The following is a 15,550-nucleotide window of genomic DNA, read 5'->3' on the forward strand; positions in this document are numbered from 1 at the left end:
TGACTCTTCGGGTCACTCCCGGTTCGTGAACCGCGCGTTGCCCAGCCCGGTGCCGATCGTCATCACGCCCCAGTGCTCGACATCCTTCATGTTGGGGACCTCGCTCAGGCCCTGAACGACGGCGTCGTTGTGCAGCAGGATGAAGATGTCGTGGCCCCCCACCTTTGGAAGGTGAGGGCCGAGCGCGGCGGCGAGGTTGAAGCCCTTGCCTTCCCAGTTGCCCGGCAGGTTCTGGCCGCCCTTCAGGATGAAGCCGTGCTCGTCGATCAAGCCGGGGCAGCCGATGCCCATGAACGGTGCGAGCTTGATCTTCTCCTCGCTCGCCCGCTCGATCAGCTTGTTGATCATCGCGCCGATTTTCTCGATCGCCTCGTCGCGTTCGGGCTTGTCGTCGGCATGACGCCAGTGTTGGCGTTTCCAGACGTCGGCTTCCTTGATCTCGCCGCGCTTGTCGGCGTTGAGCTCGACGACGCCCGCGCGCACGTTGGTGCCGCCGATGTCGACCGCCAGGATGGCGTCGTGTCCAGCCATCACCCAGCTCGGCGCGAGATGCACCGCGCCGATCAGGCCGGCCTCATCGGGATGGTTCTGGATGGCCACCAGTTCGATGCTGACGCCTTCGGCCGCCAGCATGATGCTGGCCCGTCCCATCGCCAGCTCGCCGATGCGGCTGGCGATCATGCCGCCGCCGATCACGATGCGCTGCGTGCCCTTCCAGCTCGGGACCCGCAGGAAGCGGCGCACGACGGTCGCCAGTTCGCCAGCGAACTCTTCCACGACTGTGTGGACGAGGCCGGCGGAGACCGGATCGGCGCTGCCCAGCATCTTGTCGAGCTTGGACTTGGAGATTTCCTCCATCGGCAGGTCGCCGAACGGATCCTCGCCGCGCTCCTTCAGCCGGTCGCGCCAGTCGGCCAGGATGGCGCGGAAGGCGCGGCGGCTGGCGCGGTCGCCCACGAAGCCTTCCTCGTCGCGCAGTTCCTCGTTGTAGGTATCGACGGTGACGGCGGGCAGGACCTTGCCGCCATGGGTGAGGACGGCGGGCGCGGCGGCCGGCTCGTCAGGGGGCGCCGCTTCTCGAGCTTCCGTCTTCGCGCCCATGGACTCTCTCCTCGTTGGGTGCGTGAACGAGTGGGAGGGGCACAAAGTTCCCCCTGCGGCGGCATGGCTCGGCAACACCCGGCCGCGTCGGGCGTTGGGACGGCGATGAAACTCTTCAAATGCCAGAGCTGCCAGCAGATCCTGTATTTCGAGAACGATGTCTGCGTGAAATGCGGGCACAAGCTCGGATACGTCCCCGAGGCCGCGACCCTGTCGGCGCTGGAGCCGGAAGGCGACTTGTGGCGCGCCCTGGCGTCGAAGGACGTGCTTTACCGGTTTTGCGCCAACGCGCAGCATGCCGCCTGCAACTGGCTGGTCGAATCGACCTCACCGGAGACTTTCTGTTTGTCGTGCCGGCACAACAGGATGATCCCCGACCTGTCGATCGCCGATAACCTCGCCAACTGGCAGAAGATCGAGATCGCCAAGCACCGGATGTTCTATTCCTTGCTGCGCTTCAAGCTACCGACGCCAACCAAGGTCGAAACACCGGAAAACGGGCTGGCCTTCGACTTCCTCGCCGAAATGCCCGATCCCAATGCGCCGCGCGTCATGACCGGCCACGACAACGGGTTGATCACCCTGGCGCTGGCCGAGGCCGACGATGCGGCCCGCGAACAGAACCGCGTCGCCATGCACGAGCCCTACCGAACCTTGATCGGTCATTTCCGGCACGAGATCGGCCACTACTATTGGGACCGGCTGGTGCGCGACGGCGGGCAACTCGACGCGTGCCGCGCCGTGTTTGGCGACGACAGCCAGGATTACGGGCAGGCGCTGCAGAACCACTACGCCAATGGGGCGCCCGCCGATTGGCAGGACAGCTTCGTCAGCCAGTATGCGACCTCTCATCCGTGGGAGGATTTCGCCGAGACCTGGGCGCACTACCTGCATATCGTCGACACGCTCGAGATCGCGCGCGCCTTCGGCCTCTCGACCCATCCGCGCCTGACCAAGAGCGAGGAGCTGGACGCGAGTGTCGACTTCGATCCCTATCGCGCCGTCGAGATCGGCCAGCTGATCGACAGTTGGCTGCCGCTGTCGCTGGCGCTCAACAGTCTCAACCGCGCCATGGGCCAGCCCGACCTCTATCCGTTCGTGCTGTCGGTGCCCGCGATCGAGAAGTTGGGCTTCATCCACCAGCTCGTGCACGGCGCAAACGCCCCCGTGACGCAGGCCGTCCCGGCAGCGCCCGCCGCTCCGGCGCCGTCCGCTGCCCCGGTCACACCTGCCGTCTAGCCTGCGTCAGCGGTGCTTCTGCTGGCGATAATGATCGGCCAGCGCATCGCGGCCGAAATCGGCGGCGAGGTCGCGCCAGACGGCGTGGACATGGTTGGCGCCGTTCTGGGTATTGTCGTGCTCGATCAGGGTCGCGGGGCCGTGGACCCGGAAATAATGCGCCTCGCCGGGCGTCAGCGATCCCGCCCAGGCGAAGCGGAAGGTCGCCAGCCCCTGTTCCATCACGCGTTGCTTCTGCTGCGCTAACAAGTCGGCGGCGAGCGTGCCGAGGAAACGGTCCATCAGCGCTTCGACCAGCGTGCGTTGCGCGCCGGTCATCTCACCCAGCAGCAGGCCCTTCGAGCTGCCGAGATCCTGTTCGCGCTGCGGGCTCGCCACGATCTCGCCGAACGAGCGGTTGGCGATGATCGCGGTCTTGCGTTGCTGGTCGTTGAGGCCCGCCATGATCTGGCGCGCGAGATCCTCCGAGGCGCCCAGCAGGCGGAAGCCGGCATTCGGCCCGTCGCGCACCGTGGCGGGATGGGCGCCGGTGAAGAACGGCGTCACGGAGACATGGCCCGCGGCCGGCAGCGCCACGTTCAGCGAGAGGTGATGGCCCTCGAAGCGCCAGCCCCAAGGGAAGCGGCCGGGCGTGCCGAAGACGGAAACGTAGTAGCGGCCGGGATCGCGGAAGCTGCCCTGCTGTTCGCGCAACACGCCTTCCAGCAGGCGCACGCCGTCAAGCAGTTCAAGGCCGCGCTGGTTCAGCACCGAGGCGAAGAGCGCGCGGGCTGCATCGGCCTGGTTGGGTCGCATCTCGCCCAAAGCGAGACCGGAGCGGCTGCGCGGGATGTAATGCCAGTCGAGGCGATTGGCCGAATCGAAGGCGATCATCGCCTTCTGGCGCTGGCCGTCGTCGAGCGAGAGCAGGAAGCGATTGGCCGCGTCGGCGATGCGCTGGGCGGCATCGACCGTCTGCGCGTTGGCCACGCCGAACGGCAACAGGGCCGCCGCGGCCAGCACGGTCCGCCGGGTCGGCGGGCCGTGATGATGATGATGGTGCTCCTCGTCGTGCGGATGCCAGCCGTCGTGCGGCATGGCCGGTCCGTCAGGTCGAGGTCTTCGGGTACTTCAGCGTGCAGCCGTAGGCGCGCGTCGAGGAGTCGGCGACCTGCTGGCCGGCCTGCACCTGGCCGAGCGCCACGCGGACATACTGCGTGGCCTTGGGAATGTCGGCGACGTTGGACGACGGGATCGAGTCGATGCCGCCCTTGTAGACCAGCGTGCCGTTGGCATCGATGATGTACATGTGCGGCGTCACGGTGGCGCCATAGGCGCGCGCGACCTTGCTCTGCGGGTCGAGCAGCACGGCGGCCGGAGCGGCGTTGCGGCTCTTGGTGAGATCGTTCGCCTGCTGCGCCGTCACATGGCCCTGCTCGCCGGTGGCGGAGGAGGCGACGGTCAGCCAGACGATGCCCTTGGCGGCGGCTTCGCGCTGCTGGTCCTGCATGTTGGCGGACGTGTAGTGCTTGCGCACATAGGGGCAGTCGTGATTCGTCGTCTCGAGCACGACGATCTTGCCCTTTAGGTCGGCCAGCGACCAGGTCTTGCCGTTGCTGTCGACGCCGGTGAACTGCGGCGCGGGCTTGCCCACGTCGGGGCTGGTGGTTGCGAAGGCGGCGGCCGGAGCGATGGCAATCGCGGCGCTGCCGAGCAGCAGGGAACGACGGTGAACGTTCAGCTTCGACATGATGACCTCCTCAACGCTTTGCTTGTTGGATTGACGACAACTCCGACAGGATCAGCGACTCGGTGAGGACCTGCGGCAGGATCTTCGGTCGATCCGCGCCCGGCGCCCAGAACAGATAGAGCGGAACACCCGCGCGGCCGAGTTCCTTGAGGACCCCGGTGATCTCGGCATCGCGATTGGTCCAGTCGCCCTTGAGCTTGACCACACCGGCCTGCTCGAAAGCCTTGCGGACGGCAGGGATTTCGAGCGCGACACGCTCATTCACCAAGCAAGTAATGCACCAGGCGGCGGTGAAGTCCACGAACACCGGCTTGCCGGCGGCCACGGCCTCGGCCATGCGGGCGCGCGAGAAGCGCTCCCAGCCGTCGAAGCTGACGCCTGCGCTTGGACTGCCCGACGCCGAGGCGGCGGTCGCGGGACTATCGTCGAGCTTCAGGGTTGCGGCGAAGGCCAGCAGCACGGCGGCGGCCGCGAGACCACGGCGCACCCAAGTGCCGGCCGAGGCGCCGCTGCCGATCCGCAACAGCCAGATCGCGAAGGCGATCAGGATCATGCCGCCCAGCGCGTAGAGCACGCCGTCGGCGCCGGTCTGCTGGGTTAGCACCCAGATCATCCAGACGGCGGAGGCGTACATCGGGAAGGCAAGGAACTGGCGCAGCCGGTCCATCCAGGCGCCGGGCCGCGGCATCAGCCGCTGCAGCGCCGGCGTCATCGACAGCGCCAGATAGGGAAGGGCAAGACCGAGGCCCATCGCCAGCAGCACCGCCACGGTGGCGGGCGCGGGCTGGCTCAAGGCAAAGCCCAAGGCCGCGGCCATGAACGGCGCGGTGCAGGGTGTCGCCACGATCACCGCCAGTACGCCGGTGAAGAAGGCGCCGGTGGTGCCGCCGCGCGAGACCAGGCCCTGGCCGACGCCGGCCAGGCGTCCGCCGACCTCGAACACGCCGGAGAGGTTGAGGCCGACCACGAAGAAGAGATAGGCGATCAGCAGCGAGAAGACCGGCGACTGGAACTGGAAGCCCCAGCTCACCTCGCCCGCGGCCGAGCGGATCGCGATCACCGCGCCGGCCATGGCGGCAAACGAGATCAGCACGCCGGCCGTGTAGGCGATGCCGTCGCGGCGCATCGCGCTCTGCTCGTGGCCGGCGAGGCGCGCAAAGGCCGCGGCCTTCATGGCGAGCACCGGGAACACGCAGGGCATCAGGTTCAGGATCAGGCCGCCCAGCAGCGCGAACAGCAGCGCCTGGACCAGCGAGATTTCCTCGGCGCCCACGGCGTTGGCGAGCGACACCGACGAGCCGGTCGGCACGAAGGCGGGATCGAGCTTGGCCGAGAGATCGAAGGCCTGCTTCACGCTGCCGTCGGCGGTCTTCTCGGTGAGGACCAGCGTGCCGGCGAGTTCGGCGGGCATCGGGGTCTTGGCGTCGCCCCTCTTCAGCGGGATGCGGATGCCCTCGGCCGTGACCGTGGCAGTCTGCTTGGCCATGGTGGCGATCGGGCCCCATTCGGCCGGGAAGAAATAGATGTCGCCGACCGCGTCGGCCTTCAGGCCCTTGGCTTCGACCAGCAGGGTCGGATCGCCGGCCTTCGACACGCCATAACGCGCGGGCCACGGGCTCGCCGTCGGCACCGCGCGGCGTGCCTGCTCGAACACCGCGCGCGTCTCGGGCGAGGCCGGCGTCGCAGCAGTGCCGCTCGGCAGCACCAGCTCGAACTTGCCCTCCTCGGGGATGCAGACATCCTCGCAGACCAGCCAGTTGGCTTCGGCGGCGACCGTCATCGGGCCCGTGAGGTTGGCCGGCGGCGTGATGCGCACCAGCAGCACCGACTCGTCCTTGAAGCCGTAATTGATGACGCCGCCGATATCGAAGCGCATCGGCGCCGGCCAGACGATCGGATCGGCCTTGGCGCCGTCCGGCAGCTTCCACGCGATCTCGGTCGGCAGTCCCGATTCGCCCGGGTTCTTCCAGTAGGTGTGCCACTTCGGCCGCAGGGTCTGGCGCAGGCCGACCCAGAACGGCTCGCCGGGCTTCACCGTCGCGACTTCGGACACGAGTTCGGATTTCACATTGTCGGTCTGCACGACAGCTTGCGCAAAAGCCGGGCCTGCCAGCAGAACGAGCAGAAGGGCGAGGATACGTGCCATCGCCTACTTAAGTGACCCCGGCCCGTGGCGCTGGCAAGGCAATCCGGATCAAGCCGCCGTGATATTTTGCCCGATACCCCGCGAGCGACTAAGGTCTTGGTTCGATTGGAGAATTCATGTTGCGACTGGATGAAGGGCGTCTACTGGGCGCGCTCGACGAGCTGGCTTCCATCGGTGCGATCGAGGGTGGCGGTTGCGCGCGGCTGGCGCTGACCGACGAGGACAAGGTCGGCCGCGATCTCGTCGTGGGCTGGATGCAGGCGCTGGGGCTCGCCGTGACGGTTGACGCGATCGGCAACGTGATCGGCGTGCGCGCCGGTCGGGAGAACCTTCCGCCGATCATGACCGGCAGCCACATCGACACGGTGCGCACCGGCGGTCGCTATGACGGCAATTACGGCGTGCTCGCGGGGCTCGAGGTCGTGCGCGCGCTGAACGAAGCGGGCGTCACGACGCGCCGGCCGATCGCCGTCGCCTTCTTCACCAACGAAGAGGGCGCGCGCTTCCAGCCCGACATGATGGGCAGCCTCGTCTATGTCGGCGGCATCTGCCTCAACGAAGCCTATGCCGCGGCCGACAAGGACGGCGCCTCGGTCGGCGACGAGCTGCGCCGCATCGGCTATCTCGGGCCGGTGAGGCCTGGCGCGCTGAAGCCGCATGCCTTCGTCGAGCTGCATATCGAGCAGGGACCGATCCTCGACGAGGAGAAGGTGCAGATCGGCGTCGTCGAGAGCGTGCAGGGCATCTCGTGGACCGAGTACACCGTGACCGGTGTCTCCAACCATGCCGGCACGACACCGATGCGCCTGCGACGCGACGCGGGCTATCTCGCGGCCTCGGTCAATCTGTTCACCCGCAAGCTCGCCTGGGAGATGGGCGGCAACCAGGTGGCCACGGTGGGGTCGCTGGCGCTGCGGCCCAACCTCATCAACGTCGTGCCCAACCGCGCGATCTTCTCGGTGGACTTGCGCAACACCGACGAGGCCAAGCTCAAGGAAGCCGAAGCGCGCGTTGCCGCGCACATCGCCGAAGTGGCGAAGGCCGAACGGGTGGAAGTCGAGGCCAAGGTACTGGCGCGCTTCGAGCCGGTGATCTTCGATTCGAAGCTGGTCGATCGGGTCGAGCATCACGCCAGGGCGCTGTCGCTCAGCACCCGCCGCATGCCCTCGGGTGCCGGCCACGACGCGCAGATGATGCAGCGCCTCTGCCCGACGGCGATGATCTTCGTGCCGTCGGTCGATGGCCTCAGCCACAATGTGAAGGAACACACCGAGGCCGCCGACCTCGCCGCCGGCGCGCAGGTGCTGCTGAACGTGATGCTAGAACTTGCCGAGAAATAGGTTCGGCAAAGCGAGCGAGAAGGCCGGCACGTAGGTCACGAGCAGCAGCGCCATGATCAGCGCGCCGTAGAAGGGCAGGATCGTCCGCATCACCTGGCCGACCGAGATGCCGCCGATGGCGCAGCCCACGAACTGCGTCGTGCCGACCGGCGGCGTGTTCAGGCCCAGCGCGCAGTTGATCAGCATCAGCATGCCGAACTGCACCGGCCCCATGCCGTACTGCATGCAGATCGGCAGGAAGATCGGCGTACAGATCAGGATGGTGGCCGCCATGTCGAGGAACGTGCCCAGGACGAACAGGATCACGTTCACCAGCAGGAAGATCACCCAGGGATCGGTCGAGAGCGCCGACAGCGACTTGCCGGTGAGGTCGGCCACTTCGTAGAGCGTGATCAGGTAGCCGAAGGTATTGGAGACGCCGATCAGCAGCAGCACGATGCCGGTGGTCTTCACCGCCTTGGCCGCGGCCTTGAGGAAATTGGTCCAGGACAGGCTGCGATAGACGAAGATCGTGAGGGCCAGCGCATAGATCACCGCGATCGCCGCCGACTCGGTGGCGGTGAACACGCCGCTGAGGATGCCCACCAGGATGATTGCGATCACGAACAGGCCGGGCAGCGCACCGACCATCGACCACAGGACCGCGTTCCAGCCCGGGAAGGTGCCGGCGGGATAGCCGCGCCGGATGGCCACCAGATAGGCCGCGACCAGCATGCAGGCCATCAGCAGCGCCGCCGGGATCATGCCGGCGAGGATCAGCGCGGTGATCGAGACCTTCCCGCCGGCCGCCAGCGAATAGATGATCATGTTGTGGCTGGTCGGCATCAGCGCGCCGACGAGAGCGGCGTGCGTCGTCACGTTGACGGCATAGTCGGCGTCGTAGCCTTCCTTCTTCATCATCGGGATCATGACCGCGCCGGTCGCCGAGACGTCGGCTACCGGCGAGCCCGAGACGCCGCCGAACAGGGTGCAGGCCACGACGTTGGCCATGCCCAGCCCGCCGCGCACATGGCCGACCAGGCTTTTGGCGAAGGAGACGATGCGATCGGCCACGTCGCCATAGAGCATCAGCTCGCCCGCGAAGATGAAGAACGGGATGGCGAGGAAGGAGAAAATGTTCATGCCCGACGTCATGCGCTGGAACACGACGGCGAGCGGCAGTCCCTCGTAGAGGATGGTGGCGACGGCTGAGAGGCCGATGGCGAAGGCCACGGGCACGCCCAGCAGCAGGCAGGCCACGAAGACGATGCAGAGGATGGTCAGGGCCATTTCAGTACCAGGACGGCTCGACATCCTCGCCGCGCAGGAGCGCGATGATGTGCTCGAGCGAGAAGAGGGTGATCAGGACGCCGGCGATCACCAGCGGCAGGTGATTGATGCCTTCGGAGAACCCGAGCGTGGGGATCTTGTAGGCCATCACCGATTCAGCCAGCACGCCGCCATTCCAGGCCATGATGAGGCCGAACGCGCCGACCAGCACGTGGATGACGATCTCCAGCTTCAGCCGCAGCCCGTCGGGCACGAGGATCAGCAGCGACTCGAGGCCGATATGGCCCGCGTCGCGGACGCCGACGGCGGCGCCCAGCATGGTCACGTAGAGGATCAGAACCAGCGCCGTGCTCTCGGCCCAGATCGGCGTGTCGTTCAGCACGTAGCGGCCGAACACCTGTACGCCCACCACGGTGACGATGCCGATCAGGCCCGCCACCGCGAGATACATGCACCAACGCGAGACCGTCGCGTTGAACGCCGTCAGCGCCCGGAACATGCGCTAGGGCGTCGCCTGGATGCGCTTCACGAGGTCCTGCAGCTTCGGGTCGGCCGCGAACTTGGCGTAGACCGGGGCCATCGCGTCGGAGAACGACTTCTTGTCGACGTCGCTCACGACCTGGGAGCCGGCGGCCTCGACGGTCTTGCGGGCGGAAGCCTCGCGCTCGTCCCACAGCTTGCGCATGTAGGGCACCGATTCCTTGGCGGCAGCGCGGATGACGGCCTGGTCTTCCTTGGAGAGACCGTCCCAGACCCGCTTGGAGAAGACGAGGATCTCCGGTGCCATCGAATGTTCGGTGAGGCTGTAGATCTTGGCGGCTTCGTAGTGGCGCGAGGATTCGTAGGACGGCCAGTTGTTTTCCGCCGCATCGACCACACCGGTCTTGAGCGCGGTGTAGACTTCGGCATAGGGCAGCGGCGTCGCGTTGGCGCCGATGGCCTGCATCATCGCCACCCACATGTCGGACTGCTGCACGCGGATCTTCATGCCCTTGGTGTCGGCCACGTTCCGGATGGCCTTCTTGCCGGAATAGAAGGAGCGCGAGCCGGAATCGTAGAAGCAGAGACCGATGAAGCCCTGCGCTTCCATCGCCGCCAGGATCTCGTCGCCGATCGGCCCGTCGAGCACGCGCCGCATGTGCTCGGTCGACTTGAAGAGGAAGGGCAGCGAGGGAACGATGGTCGCCGGCACGATGTTGTTGAACGGCGCCACGTTGACCCTGACCATGTCGAGCGCGCCGATCTTGGTTTGCTCGATCGTGTCCTTCTCCGAGCCCAGCGTGCTCTGGCCGAACACCTTGATGCTGTGCTTGCCGCCGGTGCGTTCGTTGATCAGCTTGCCCATGTAGGCCACGGCCTGCCCGGTGGGATAATCGAGCGGATGGACGTCCGAGGACCGGAATTCCTTGGCGTGGGCTGCCGTGGCGGCTAAGGCCGCGACAAGACCGATCGCAATGCGGGTCAGGTTCATCGTTTCCTCGCTTGTTTCATTATTCTTAAGTTGTCTGACAACTTACTGGACGCTAGCATCGCCTCCGATGTCCGACAAGCAGCCCGTCAAGAATCTCGCCGAGCAGGTCATGGCGCGGCTGAGCGCCGACATTCGCGGTGGCAGGCTCGCGCCCGGGGCGCGGCTGCCGACCGAACAGGCGCTGACGGCCGAGTTCGGCATCAGTCGCACGGTGGTGCGCGAAGCGGTGGCGGCGTTGCGCGCCGACGGGCTCGTCGTGACGCGTCGCGGCTCGGGCGCCTTCGTCGCCGATCCGACAGCCGGTCCCTTCCGCATCGTCCCACCGCGTACGACCTCGCTGCCCGATATCCTGAACGTCATGGAACTGCGGCTGGCGGTCGAGGTGCAGGCGGCAGGCCTCGCCGCCGAGCGCGCCAGCCGCAAGCAGCTGGCGTCGATCCGCGCGACGTGGCGGACCATCGATGCCGCCCTGCAGCGCGGCGAGGGCGCCGTCGCCGAGGACTTTGCCTTTCACCGCTCGATCGCCGAAGCCACCGGCAACGACCAGTTCCCGCGCTTCCTGGCCTATCTCGGCAGTCACGTGATCCCGCGCCAGAGCGTGCGGCTCGAGGTCGACACGCCGGAGGAGCGCCGTCTCTATCTCAAGCGCATCCAGGTCGAGCACACGCGCATCGTGACGGCAATCTCGGACAAGGACGTGGCCGAGGCACGGCGAGCCATGCGAGACCATCTCACGCGCTCGCTCGAACGCTATCGAACACTTGCTGGAGGAAACAAGAATGGCCGACGCTAACAAGAATCGCCGCATCGTCTACACCGGCGCCGCCGGCGGCATCGGCACCATGACGCGGCCGCTGCTGGCCAAGCTTTATCCCGGCCTGGTGCTGAGCGATCGCGTGAAGCCCAAGGATCTGCAGCCCGGCGAGACCTTCGTCGCCGCGGATCTCACCAAGCCCGACGAAGTCGCCGCGGTGCTGAAGGGTGCCGACAGCGTCATCCATCTCGGCGGCCATTCGGTCGAGGGCACCTGGGACCAGATCCTGCAGGCCAACATCATCGGCTGCTACAATGTCTTCGAGGCGGCGCGCGAGGCCGGCGTGAAGCGGATCATCTTCGCTTCGTCAAACCATGCGATCGGCTTCTACTCGCGCAAGAAGCGCATCGGTACCAACCTCACGGTGCGCCCCGACAGCCGCTACGGCGTCAGCAAGGTGTTCGGCGAATCGCTGGGCTCGCTCTATTCCGACAAGCACGGAATCGGCGTGACCTGCCTCCGGATCGGCAATGTCGGCCCCATGCCGCTCGATGTGCGCCGGCTCTCGATCTGGATCTCGCCGCGCGACCTCGTGCAGCTCTTCCAGATCGGCCTCGACCATCCCGACCTGCGCTACGAGATCTTCTATGGCGCGTCGGACAATGCGGCGGGCTGGTGGGACAATTCGCGGGCCGAGAAGCTCGGCTACCGACCGCAGGACAAGGCCGAGGATCATCGGGCGCATGCCGAGGCGGAGCAGGCAAAGATCGGACCAGATCCGGTCGGTGATCTCTTCCAGGGCGGCACTTTTTGCTCGGCTGAGTTTACCAACGACGTGAAGCGCATCCTCACCTAGAGGCTATACTCGTCGCCGAAGAGGTGACGATGACGCGTTTTCTGACTGTCGGTGCGGCGCAGATGGGTCCCATCCAGCGCAGCCATAATCGCCGTGACGTGGTGGAACGGCTGATCGCCCATCTGCGCGAAGCCAAGCGGATGGGCTGCGATCTCGTGGTGTTCCCCGAACTCACGCTCACCACGTTCTTTCCGCGTTGGTGGATGCAGGACCAGGCCGAGGTCGATTCCTTCTTCGAGCAGGAGATGCCGTCCAACGAGACGGCGGCTTTGTTCACCGAAGCCAAGCGTCTCGCGATGGGCTTCTGCCTCGGCTACGCCGAGCTCGCCAACGAGGATGGGCGCATCCGCCACTTCAACACCTCGATCCTGGTCGAGCGCGACGGCAGCATTGTCGGCAAGTATCGCAAGGTCCATCTGCCGGGCCATGCCGAGCACGAACCGGAGCGGCCGTTCCAGCATCTCGAGAAGCGCTACTTCGAGGTCGGCAATCTGGGCTTCCCGGTCGTCAAGGCGTTCGGCGCCAACATGGGCATGTGCATCTGCAACGACCGCCGCTGGCCCGAGACCTATCGCGTGATGGGCCTGCAGAACGTCGAGATGGTGCTGCTGGGCTACAACACGCCGCTGCACAACGCGCCGTCCCCCGACCATGACGAGCATTCGTGGTTCCATAACCAGCTCTCGATGCAGGCCGGCGCCTATCAGAATGGCACCTGGGTCGTCGGCGTCGCCAAGGGCGGCACGGAAGAGGGCGTGCCGTCGCTGGCCGACAGCATGATCGTCGCGCCCTCGGGCAAGGTCGTGGCGCGCGCCGCGGGAGACGGCGACGAGCTGATCGTCCATCGCTGCGATCTCGATGCCGGCAAGAGCTACAAGACGACGACCTTCAACTTCGCCGTCCATCGCCAGCCCGATCAGTACCGCATGATCGTCGACCGCAAGGGCGCGCAGGATCCGGTGTGATTCTTCCTTCGCCTCCCCATTCAAATGGGGAGGTGGCCCGAAGGGCCGGAGGGGTCATGACCCCATCGCCTCCGTAAGACGGAGGCACTTCCCCATTTGAATGGGGAAGAGGCTCAAGAGTTACGCCCCCGTAACGTCTTGCGCCGTCTTCGCAATCTGCCTAAGTGAGCTTGCGCCCGGCGGGGACGACCCCGCCTTTCAGGGGCAAGTGTCGGGACGACCCGGCTTCTTGCGAAGGGTGCGTCCCATGGCTTGGCTTATTCTTCTGGTCGCCGGTCTTCTCGAAGTCGGCTGGGCGACCGGTCTCAAATACACCGAAGGCTTTACGCGGCTCGTGCCGACGGTGCTCACCGCAGGATCGATGATCGTGAGCGTCGTCCTGCTCGGTATCGCGCTGAAGACGCTGCCGGTCGGCACCGGCTACGCGGTGTGGACCGGCATCGGCGCCGTGGGCACGGCGATCCTCGGCATCTACCTGTTCGGCGAATCGGCCGACCTGCCGCGGCTCGCCTCGATCGGCCTGATCGTGGCGGGCATCATCGGCCTGAAGCTGACCAGCGCGGGTTAGCGCTCGACTTCGCTTTTGGCGAAGTTGCCGAAGCTGCGGTCCGGCGTGCCACGGAACAGCGACATGTGCGTGTGGGTGGCCACGAACGGGTCGCCCACCGCCTTGCGTCCCATCACCGTCGTGGTGCGGCCGGGCCGGTCGAAGCGGTCGCCGTTGGGATGGAAACCGTAGGACTGCCACACGCCCATGCCGACGGCGGTGAGGCGATCGGCCGACACGATGGCCTCGATCTTGGAGAGGTCGTAGCGGAACTCGCGGATCGTGCCCCAGACGTTGCGCCACTGCTTCTGCTCGGCGAGCTCGCGGCCGTGCATGAAGTCGGTAAAAGTGCCGAAGGCGATCATGTCGTCGGCGAAGATCGGTCGCGCGCCTTCGTAGTCGACGGCGCGGCAATGCTTCGACAGCGTGTCGAACCATTGGCGCACGGCGGCGAGGTCGTCGGCGCTGACGGGAGTACGAAGGTTCATTGCAGGTCTCCTAGAGTCCGTAACGCTGCCAGATCGCGCGCTCCTCGAGGGCGGCGAGCGTGGCGGGTCCGATATTGTCGATTCCCCCGCCAATCCCGGTTTGCAGGCCGAAGTGTGACAGCAGCCGGCGACGCGGGCCGATGACGGGCAGGCGCACCTTGTCGCCATAGCGCTCCTGCAACGTGGCGCGCAGTTCGCCGAACCCGTCGACCAAGCCGAGTTCAAGGCCGCGTTTGGCCGTCCAGAACTCGCCGCTGAACAGGGTGTTTTCGTCGCCTTTCAGCAGCCTGCCGCGGCGCTCGCGGATCCAGTCCTTGAAACCGTCGTGGATTTCCCGCTGCAGGCGCTCCAGGCGCTCGACGTCGCGCGGTTGCTCGGCGCGAAAGGGGTCGAGCATCGACTTGTTCTCGCCCGACGTATGGACGCGGCGCTCCACGCCGATGCGTGCGATCAGGTCCTGGAAGCCGAAGCCCGAGCTGATGACGCCGATCGAGCCCACGATGGAGCTGGGATCGGCGATGATCTCGTCGGCGGCACAGGCGAGCCAGTAACCGCCCGACGCGGCCACGTCCTCGACGAAGGCGATGACGGGCAGGCCCTTTTCCCTGGCGTGCAGCCGGATGCGCTGGGCGATCAGCGCCGATTGCACGGGCGAGCCGCCCGGGGAGTTGAGCGACAGTGCGACGGCCTTGGCGCCCTTTGTCTCGAAGGCCCGCTTGAGCAGGGGCGCGACGGATTCGATCGACAGGCTGCGGCCTCCCAGCAGGCCGCCGTTGGCGATGACGCCGGAGAGGCGGACGACGGGCACGGTCGGCCCGCGGCGGAAACGATCCTTGATCCAGTTCAGCATGCCGGCACTGTCGCGGGCGTGCTTCTAGAAGGCAAGCGGCTGGCCGTGACGCAGGATGGCTTCGGCCTCGTCGGTGTAACCGCCTTCTGGCCGGTGCAGGACCAGCGGCGCGGCGTCCTGCCGATGCAAACGGCTCGCACGGCGCGCCCGCACGAGCATGCGGGCGGCAGGCGGCAGGCGCTTCACCGTGACGTCGCCCCAGCCGAGATCCGTCAATGTGGCGACGATCTCTTCCAGCCGGTCGCTACGATGGATCGCGAGCAGGGTCCCTGCAGGTTTCAACGCCCCGGTCGCGACGGTCAGCCAGCGAACGAGGGGCGCACTCGATTCGATGGTCGCCAGCGCCTTGCTGCGATCGGGCGGCGGATCGGCGACGGCGGCGGCCAGATAGGGTGGGTTGGTGGCCACGTGATCGAAGGGAGCGAGATCGGGTGGCAACGGCCTCGCCAGATCGTGAACGAGCGTTCGCACCCTGTCGGCTGCATGATTGAGTGCAACATTGCGCTCGGCCAGGGCCGCCAGTTCCGGTTGCAGTTCGATGCCTGTTATGTGGCAGCCGGCGACGCGTGCGGCGATACAGAGGCCCACGGCGCCGACCCCGGCGCCCAGATCGAGCACATTCTCAGCCGTCCGCGCCTCGACGGCGGCGGCCAGCAGCACGGCGTCCACCGCGATCCGATATCCGCGCCGGGGCTGCAAGAGCTTTACGCGCCCGCCCATCACGGTGTCTTCGGTCGGCGCGGATTCCATGCTACTCATCTCTCACGACATCTTGTCGCAATAACAGGCTTCACC

Annotated in this window: 16 protein-coding genes; 6 read left to right on the forward strand and 10 right to left on the reverse strand. The window is 66.6% G+C overall.

All coding sequences use genetic code 11. The features are described from left to right. Positions 1–12: 12 nt before the first annotated feature. Complete coding sequence (locus AC1RP5_RS05685) at positions 13–1,101, reverse strand: ROK family protein (RefSeq protein WP_493109626.1); 1,089 nt, start codon at positions 1,099–1,101, stop codon at positions 13–15. 105 nt (positions 1,102–1,206) lie between these two features. On the opposite strand from AC1RP5_RS05685, the gene AC1RP5_RS05690 reads away from it, so the two are divergent. Further along, a complete protein-coding gene (locus tag AC1RP5_RS05690; protein ID WP_493109627.1) occupies positions 1,207–2,340 on the forward strand; it encodes a zinc-binding metallopeptidase family protein in 1,134 nt (377 codons plus the stop codon). 6 nt (positions 2,341–2,346) lie between these two features. On the opposite strand, the gene AC1RP5_RS05695 is transcribed toward AC1RP5_RS05690, so the two are convergent. Genes AC1RP5_RS05695 through AC1RP5_RS05705 form a run of 3 tightly spaced genes read right to left on the reverse strand, consistent with a single transcriptional unit; the run spans position 2,347 to position 6,215 of the window. Beyond that, positions 2,347–3,417 carry a DUF3500 domain-containing protein gene (locus AC1RP5_RS05695; protein ID WP_493109628.1) on the reverse strand — a complete coding sequence of 357 codons (1,071 nt, stop codon included), beginning with the start codon at positions 3,415–3,417 and terminating at the stop codon, positions 2,347–2,349. Positions 3,418–3,427: 10 nt separating this feature from the next. After that, positions 3,428–4,069, reverse strand: a complete 642-nt coding sequence (locus AC1RP5_RS05700) for a redoxin domain-containing protein (RefSeq protein WP_493109629.1) — start codon at positions 4,067–4,069, stop codon at positions 3,428–3,430. Positions 4,070–4,079: 10 nt separating this feature from the next. Beyond that, positions 4,080–6,215, reverse strand: coding sequence for a protein-disulfide reductase DsbD family protein (locus tag AC1RP5_RS05705; protein WP_493109630.1), 2,136 nt, complete (start codon positions 6,213–6,215; stop codon positions 4,080–4,082). A gap of 116 nt (positions 6,216–6,331) precedes the next feature. Here AC1RP5_RS05705 and AC1RP5_RS05710 point away from each other — a divergent pair, with 116 nt between their 5' ends. Further along, positions 6,332–7,555 (forward strand): Zn-dependent hydrolase, encoded by a 1,224-nt coding sequence (locus tag AC1RP5_RS05710; RefSeq protein WP_493109631.1) that lies wholly within the window; start codon positions 6,332–6,334, stop codon positions 7,553–7,555. Here the strand turns inward: AC1RP5_RS05710 and AC1RP5_RS05715 are convergent. From AC1RP5_RS05715 to AC1RP5_RS05725, 3 genes are read right to left on the reverse strand one after another with little or no spacing between them, the layout of a single operon-like run. Continuing rightward, complete coding sequence (locus AC1RP5_RS05715) at positions 7,535–8,824, reverse strand: TRAP transporter large permease (RefSeq protein ID WP_493109632.1); 1,290 nt, start codon at positions 8,822–8,824, stop codon at positions 7,535–7,537. The genes AC1RP5_RS05710 and AC1RP5_RS05715 overlap by 21 nt on opposite strands. Before the next feature lies 1 nt (position 8,825). After that, positions 8,826–9,323, reverse strand: coding sequence for a TRAP transporter small permease (locus AC1RP5_RS05720; protein ID WP_493109633.1), 498 nt, complete (start codon positions 9,321–9,323; stop codon positions 8,826–8,828). Between the two features lie 3 nt (positions 9,324–9,326). Then, positions 9,327–10,295 carry a TRAP transporter substrate-binding protein gene (locus AC1RP5_RS05725; RefSeq protein WP_493109634.1) on the reverse strand — a complete coding sequence of 323 codons (969 nt, stop codon included), beginning with the start codon at positions 10,293–10,295 and terminating at the stop codon, positions 9,327–9,329. 67 nt (positions 10,296–10,362) lie between these two features. On the opposite strand from AC1RP5_RS05725, the gene AC1RP5_RS05730 reads away from it, so the two are divergent. The 4 genes from AC1RP5_RS05730 (at position 10,363) to sugE (ending at position 13,438) form a co-directional block, all read left to right on the forward strand. After that, on the forward strand, positions 10,363–11,088 hold the full coding sequence (locus AC1RP5_RS05730) for a FadR/GntR family transcriptional regulator (RefSeq protein WP_493109635.1): 726 nt from the start codon (positions 10,363–10,365) through the stop codon (positions 11,086–11,088). Next, entirely contained in the window at positions 11,075–11,905 is an 831-nt protein-coding gene (locus AC1RP5_RS05735) for an NAD-dependent epimerase/dehydratase family protein (RefSeq protein WP_493109636.1), read from the forward strand. Before AC1RP5_RS05730 ends, AC1RP5_RS05735 begins: the two co-directional genes overlap by 14 nt. 29 nt (positions 11,906–11,934) lie before the next feature. Next, the gene (locus AC1RP5_RS05740; protein WP_493109637.1) at positions 11,935–12,870 is read left to right on the forward strand and encodes an N-carbamoyl-D-amino-acid hydrolase; all 936 of its coding nucleotides are present in this window, start codon (positions 11,935–11,937) and stop codon (positions 12,868–12,870) included. Between the two features lie 247 nt (positions 12,871–13,117). Then, positions 13,118–13,438: a quaternary ammonium compound efflux SMR transporter SugE gene (gene sugE, locus AC1RP5_RS05745; protein ID WP_493109638.1), complete on the forward strand. Its 321-nt coding sequence runs from the start codon at positions 13,118–13,120 to the stop codon at positions 13,436–13,438. Here sugE and AC1RP5_RS05750 read toward each other — a convergent pair. Genes AC1RP5_RS05750 through AC1RP5_RS05760 form a run of 3 tightly spaced genes read right to left on the reverse strand, consistent with a single transcriptional unit; the run spans position 13,435 to position 15,505 of the window. Next, positions 13,435–13,905: a YybH family protein gene (locus tag AC1RP5_RS05750; RefSeq protein WP_493109639.1), complete on the reverse strand. Its 471-nt coding sequence runs from the start codon at positions 13,903–13,905 to the stop codon at positions 13,435–13,437. The two genes, sugE and AC1RP5_RS05750, sit on opposite strands and share 4 nt — an antisense overlap. A 10-nt stretch (positions 13,906–13,915) precedes the next feature. After that, positions 13,916–14,755 (reverse strand): S49 family peptidase, encoded by an 840-nt coding sequence (locus AC1RP5_RS05755; protein ID WP_493109640.1) that lies wholly within the window; start codon positions 14,753–14,755, stop codon positions 13,916–13,918. 24 nt (positions 14,756–14,779) lie between these two features. Then, positions 14,780–15,505 (reverse strand): tRNA1(Val) (adenine(37)-N6)-methyltransferase, encoded by a 726-nt coding sequence (locus AC1RP5_RS05760; RefSeq protein ID WP_493109641.1) that lies wholly within the window; start codon positions 15,503–15,505, stop codon positions 14,780–14,782. Positions 15,506–15,550 lie beyond the last annotated feature (45 nt).

This window comes from Reyranella sp. GW821-FHT12G01 (genome assembly GCF_058806575.1).

Excerpts from the sequence above, each read along its gene's own strand:
- AC1RP5_RS05740 (WP_493109637.1), top strand. The coding sequence starts at position 11,935 with ATGACGCGTTTTCTGACTGTCGGTGCGGCGCAGATGGGTCCCATCCAG.
- AC1RP5_RS05725 (WP_493109634.1), bottom strand. The coding sequence starts at position 10,295 with ATGAACCTGACCCGCATTGCGATCGGTCTTGTCGCGGCCTTAGCCGCC.
- AC1RP5_RS05690 (WP_493109627.1), top strand. The coding sequence starts at position 1,207 with ATGAAACTCTTCAAATGCCAGAGCTGCCAGCAGATCCTGTATTTCGAG.
- AC1RP5_RS05685 (WP_493109626.1), bottom strand. The coding sequence starts at position 1,101 with ATGGGCGCGAAGACGGAAGCTCGAGAAGCGGCGCCCCCTGACGAGCCG.
- AC1RP5_RS05715 (WP_493109632.1), bottom strand. The coding sequence starts at position 8,824 with ATGGCCCTGACCATCCTCTGCATCGTCTTCGTGGCCTGCCTGCTGCTG.
- AC1RP5_RS05710 (WP_493109631.1), top strand. The coding sequence starts at position 6,332 with ATGTTGCGACTGGATGAAGGGCGTCTACTGGGCGCGCTCGACGAGCTG.
- AC1RP5_RS05760 (WP_493109641.1), bottom strand. The coding sequence starts at position 15,505 with ATGGAATCCGCGCCGACCGAAGACACCGTGATGGGCGGGCGCGTAAAG.
- AC1RP5_RS05730 (WP_493109635.1), top strand. The coding sequence starts at position 10,363 with ATGTCCGACAAGCAGCCCGTCAAGAATCTCGCCGAGCAGGTCATGGCG.
- AC1RP5_RS05755 (WP_493109640.1), bottom strand. The coding sequence starts at position 14,755 with ATGCTGAACTGGATCAAGGATCGTTTCCGCCGCGGGCCGACCGTGCCC.
- sugE (WP_493109638.1), top strand. The coding sequence starts at position 13,118 with ATGGCTTGGCTTATTCTTCTGGTCGCCGGTCTTCTCGAAGTCGGCTGG.
- AC1RP5_RS05695 (WP_493109628.1), bottom strand. The coding sequence starts at position 3,417 with ATGCCGCACGACGGCTGGCATCCGCACGACGAGGAGCACCATCATCAT.
- AC1RP5_RS05705 (WP_493109630.1), bottom strand. The coding sequence starts at position 6,215 with ATGGCACGTATCCTCGCCCTTCTGCTCGTTCTGCTGGCAGGCCCGGCT.
- AC1RP5_RS05700 (WP_493109629.1), bottom strand. The coding sequence starts at position 4,069 with ATGTCGAAGCTGAACGTTCACCGTCGTTCCCTGCTGCTCGGCAGCGCC.
- AC1RP5_RS05735 (WP_493109636.1), top strand. The coding sequence starts at position 11,075 with ATGGCCGACGCTAACAAGAATCGCCGCATCGTCTACACCGGCGCCGCC.
- AC1RP5_RS05720 (WP_493109633.1), bottom strand. The coding sequence starts at position 9,323 with ATGTTCCGGGCGCTGACGGCGTTCAACGCGACGGTCTCGCGTTGGTGC.
- AC1RP5_RS05750 (WP_493109639.1), bottom strand. The coding sequence starts at position 13,905 with ATGAACCTTCGTACTCCCGTCAGCGCCGACGACCTCGCCGCCGTGCGC.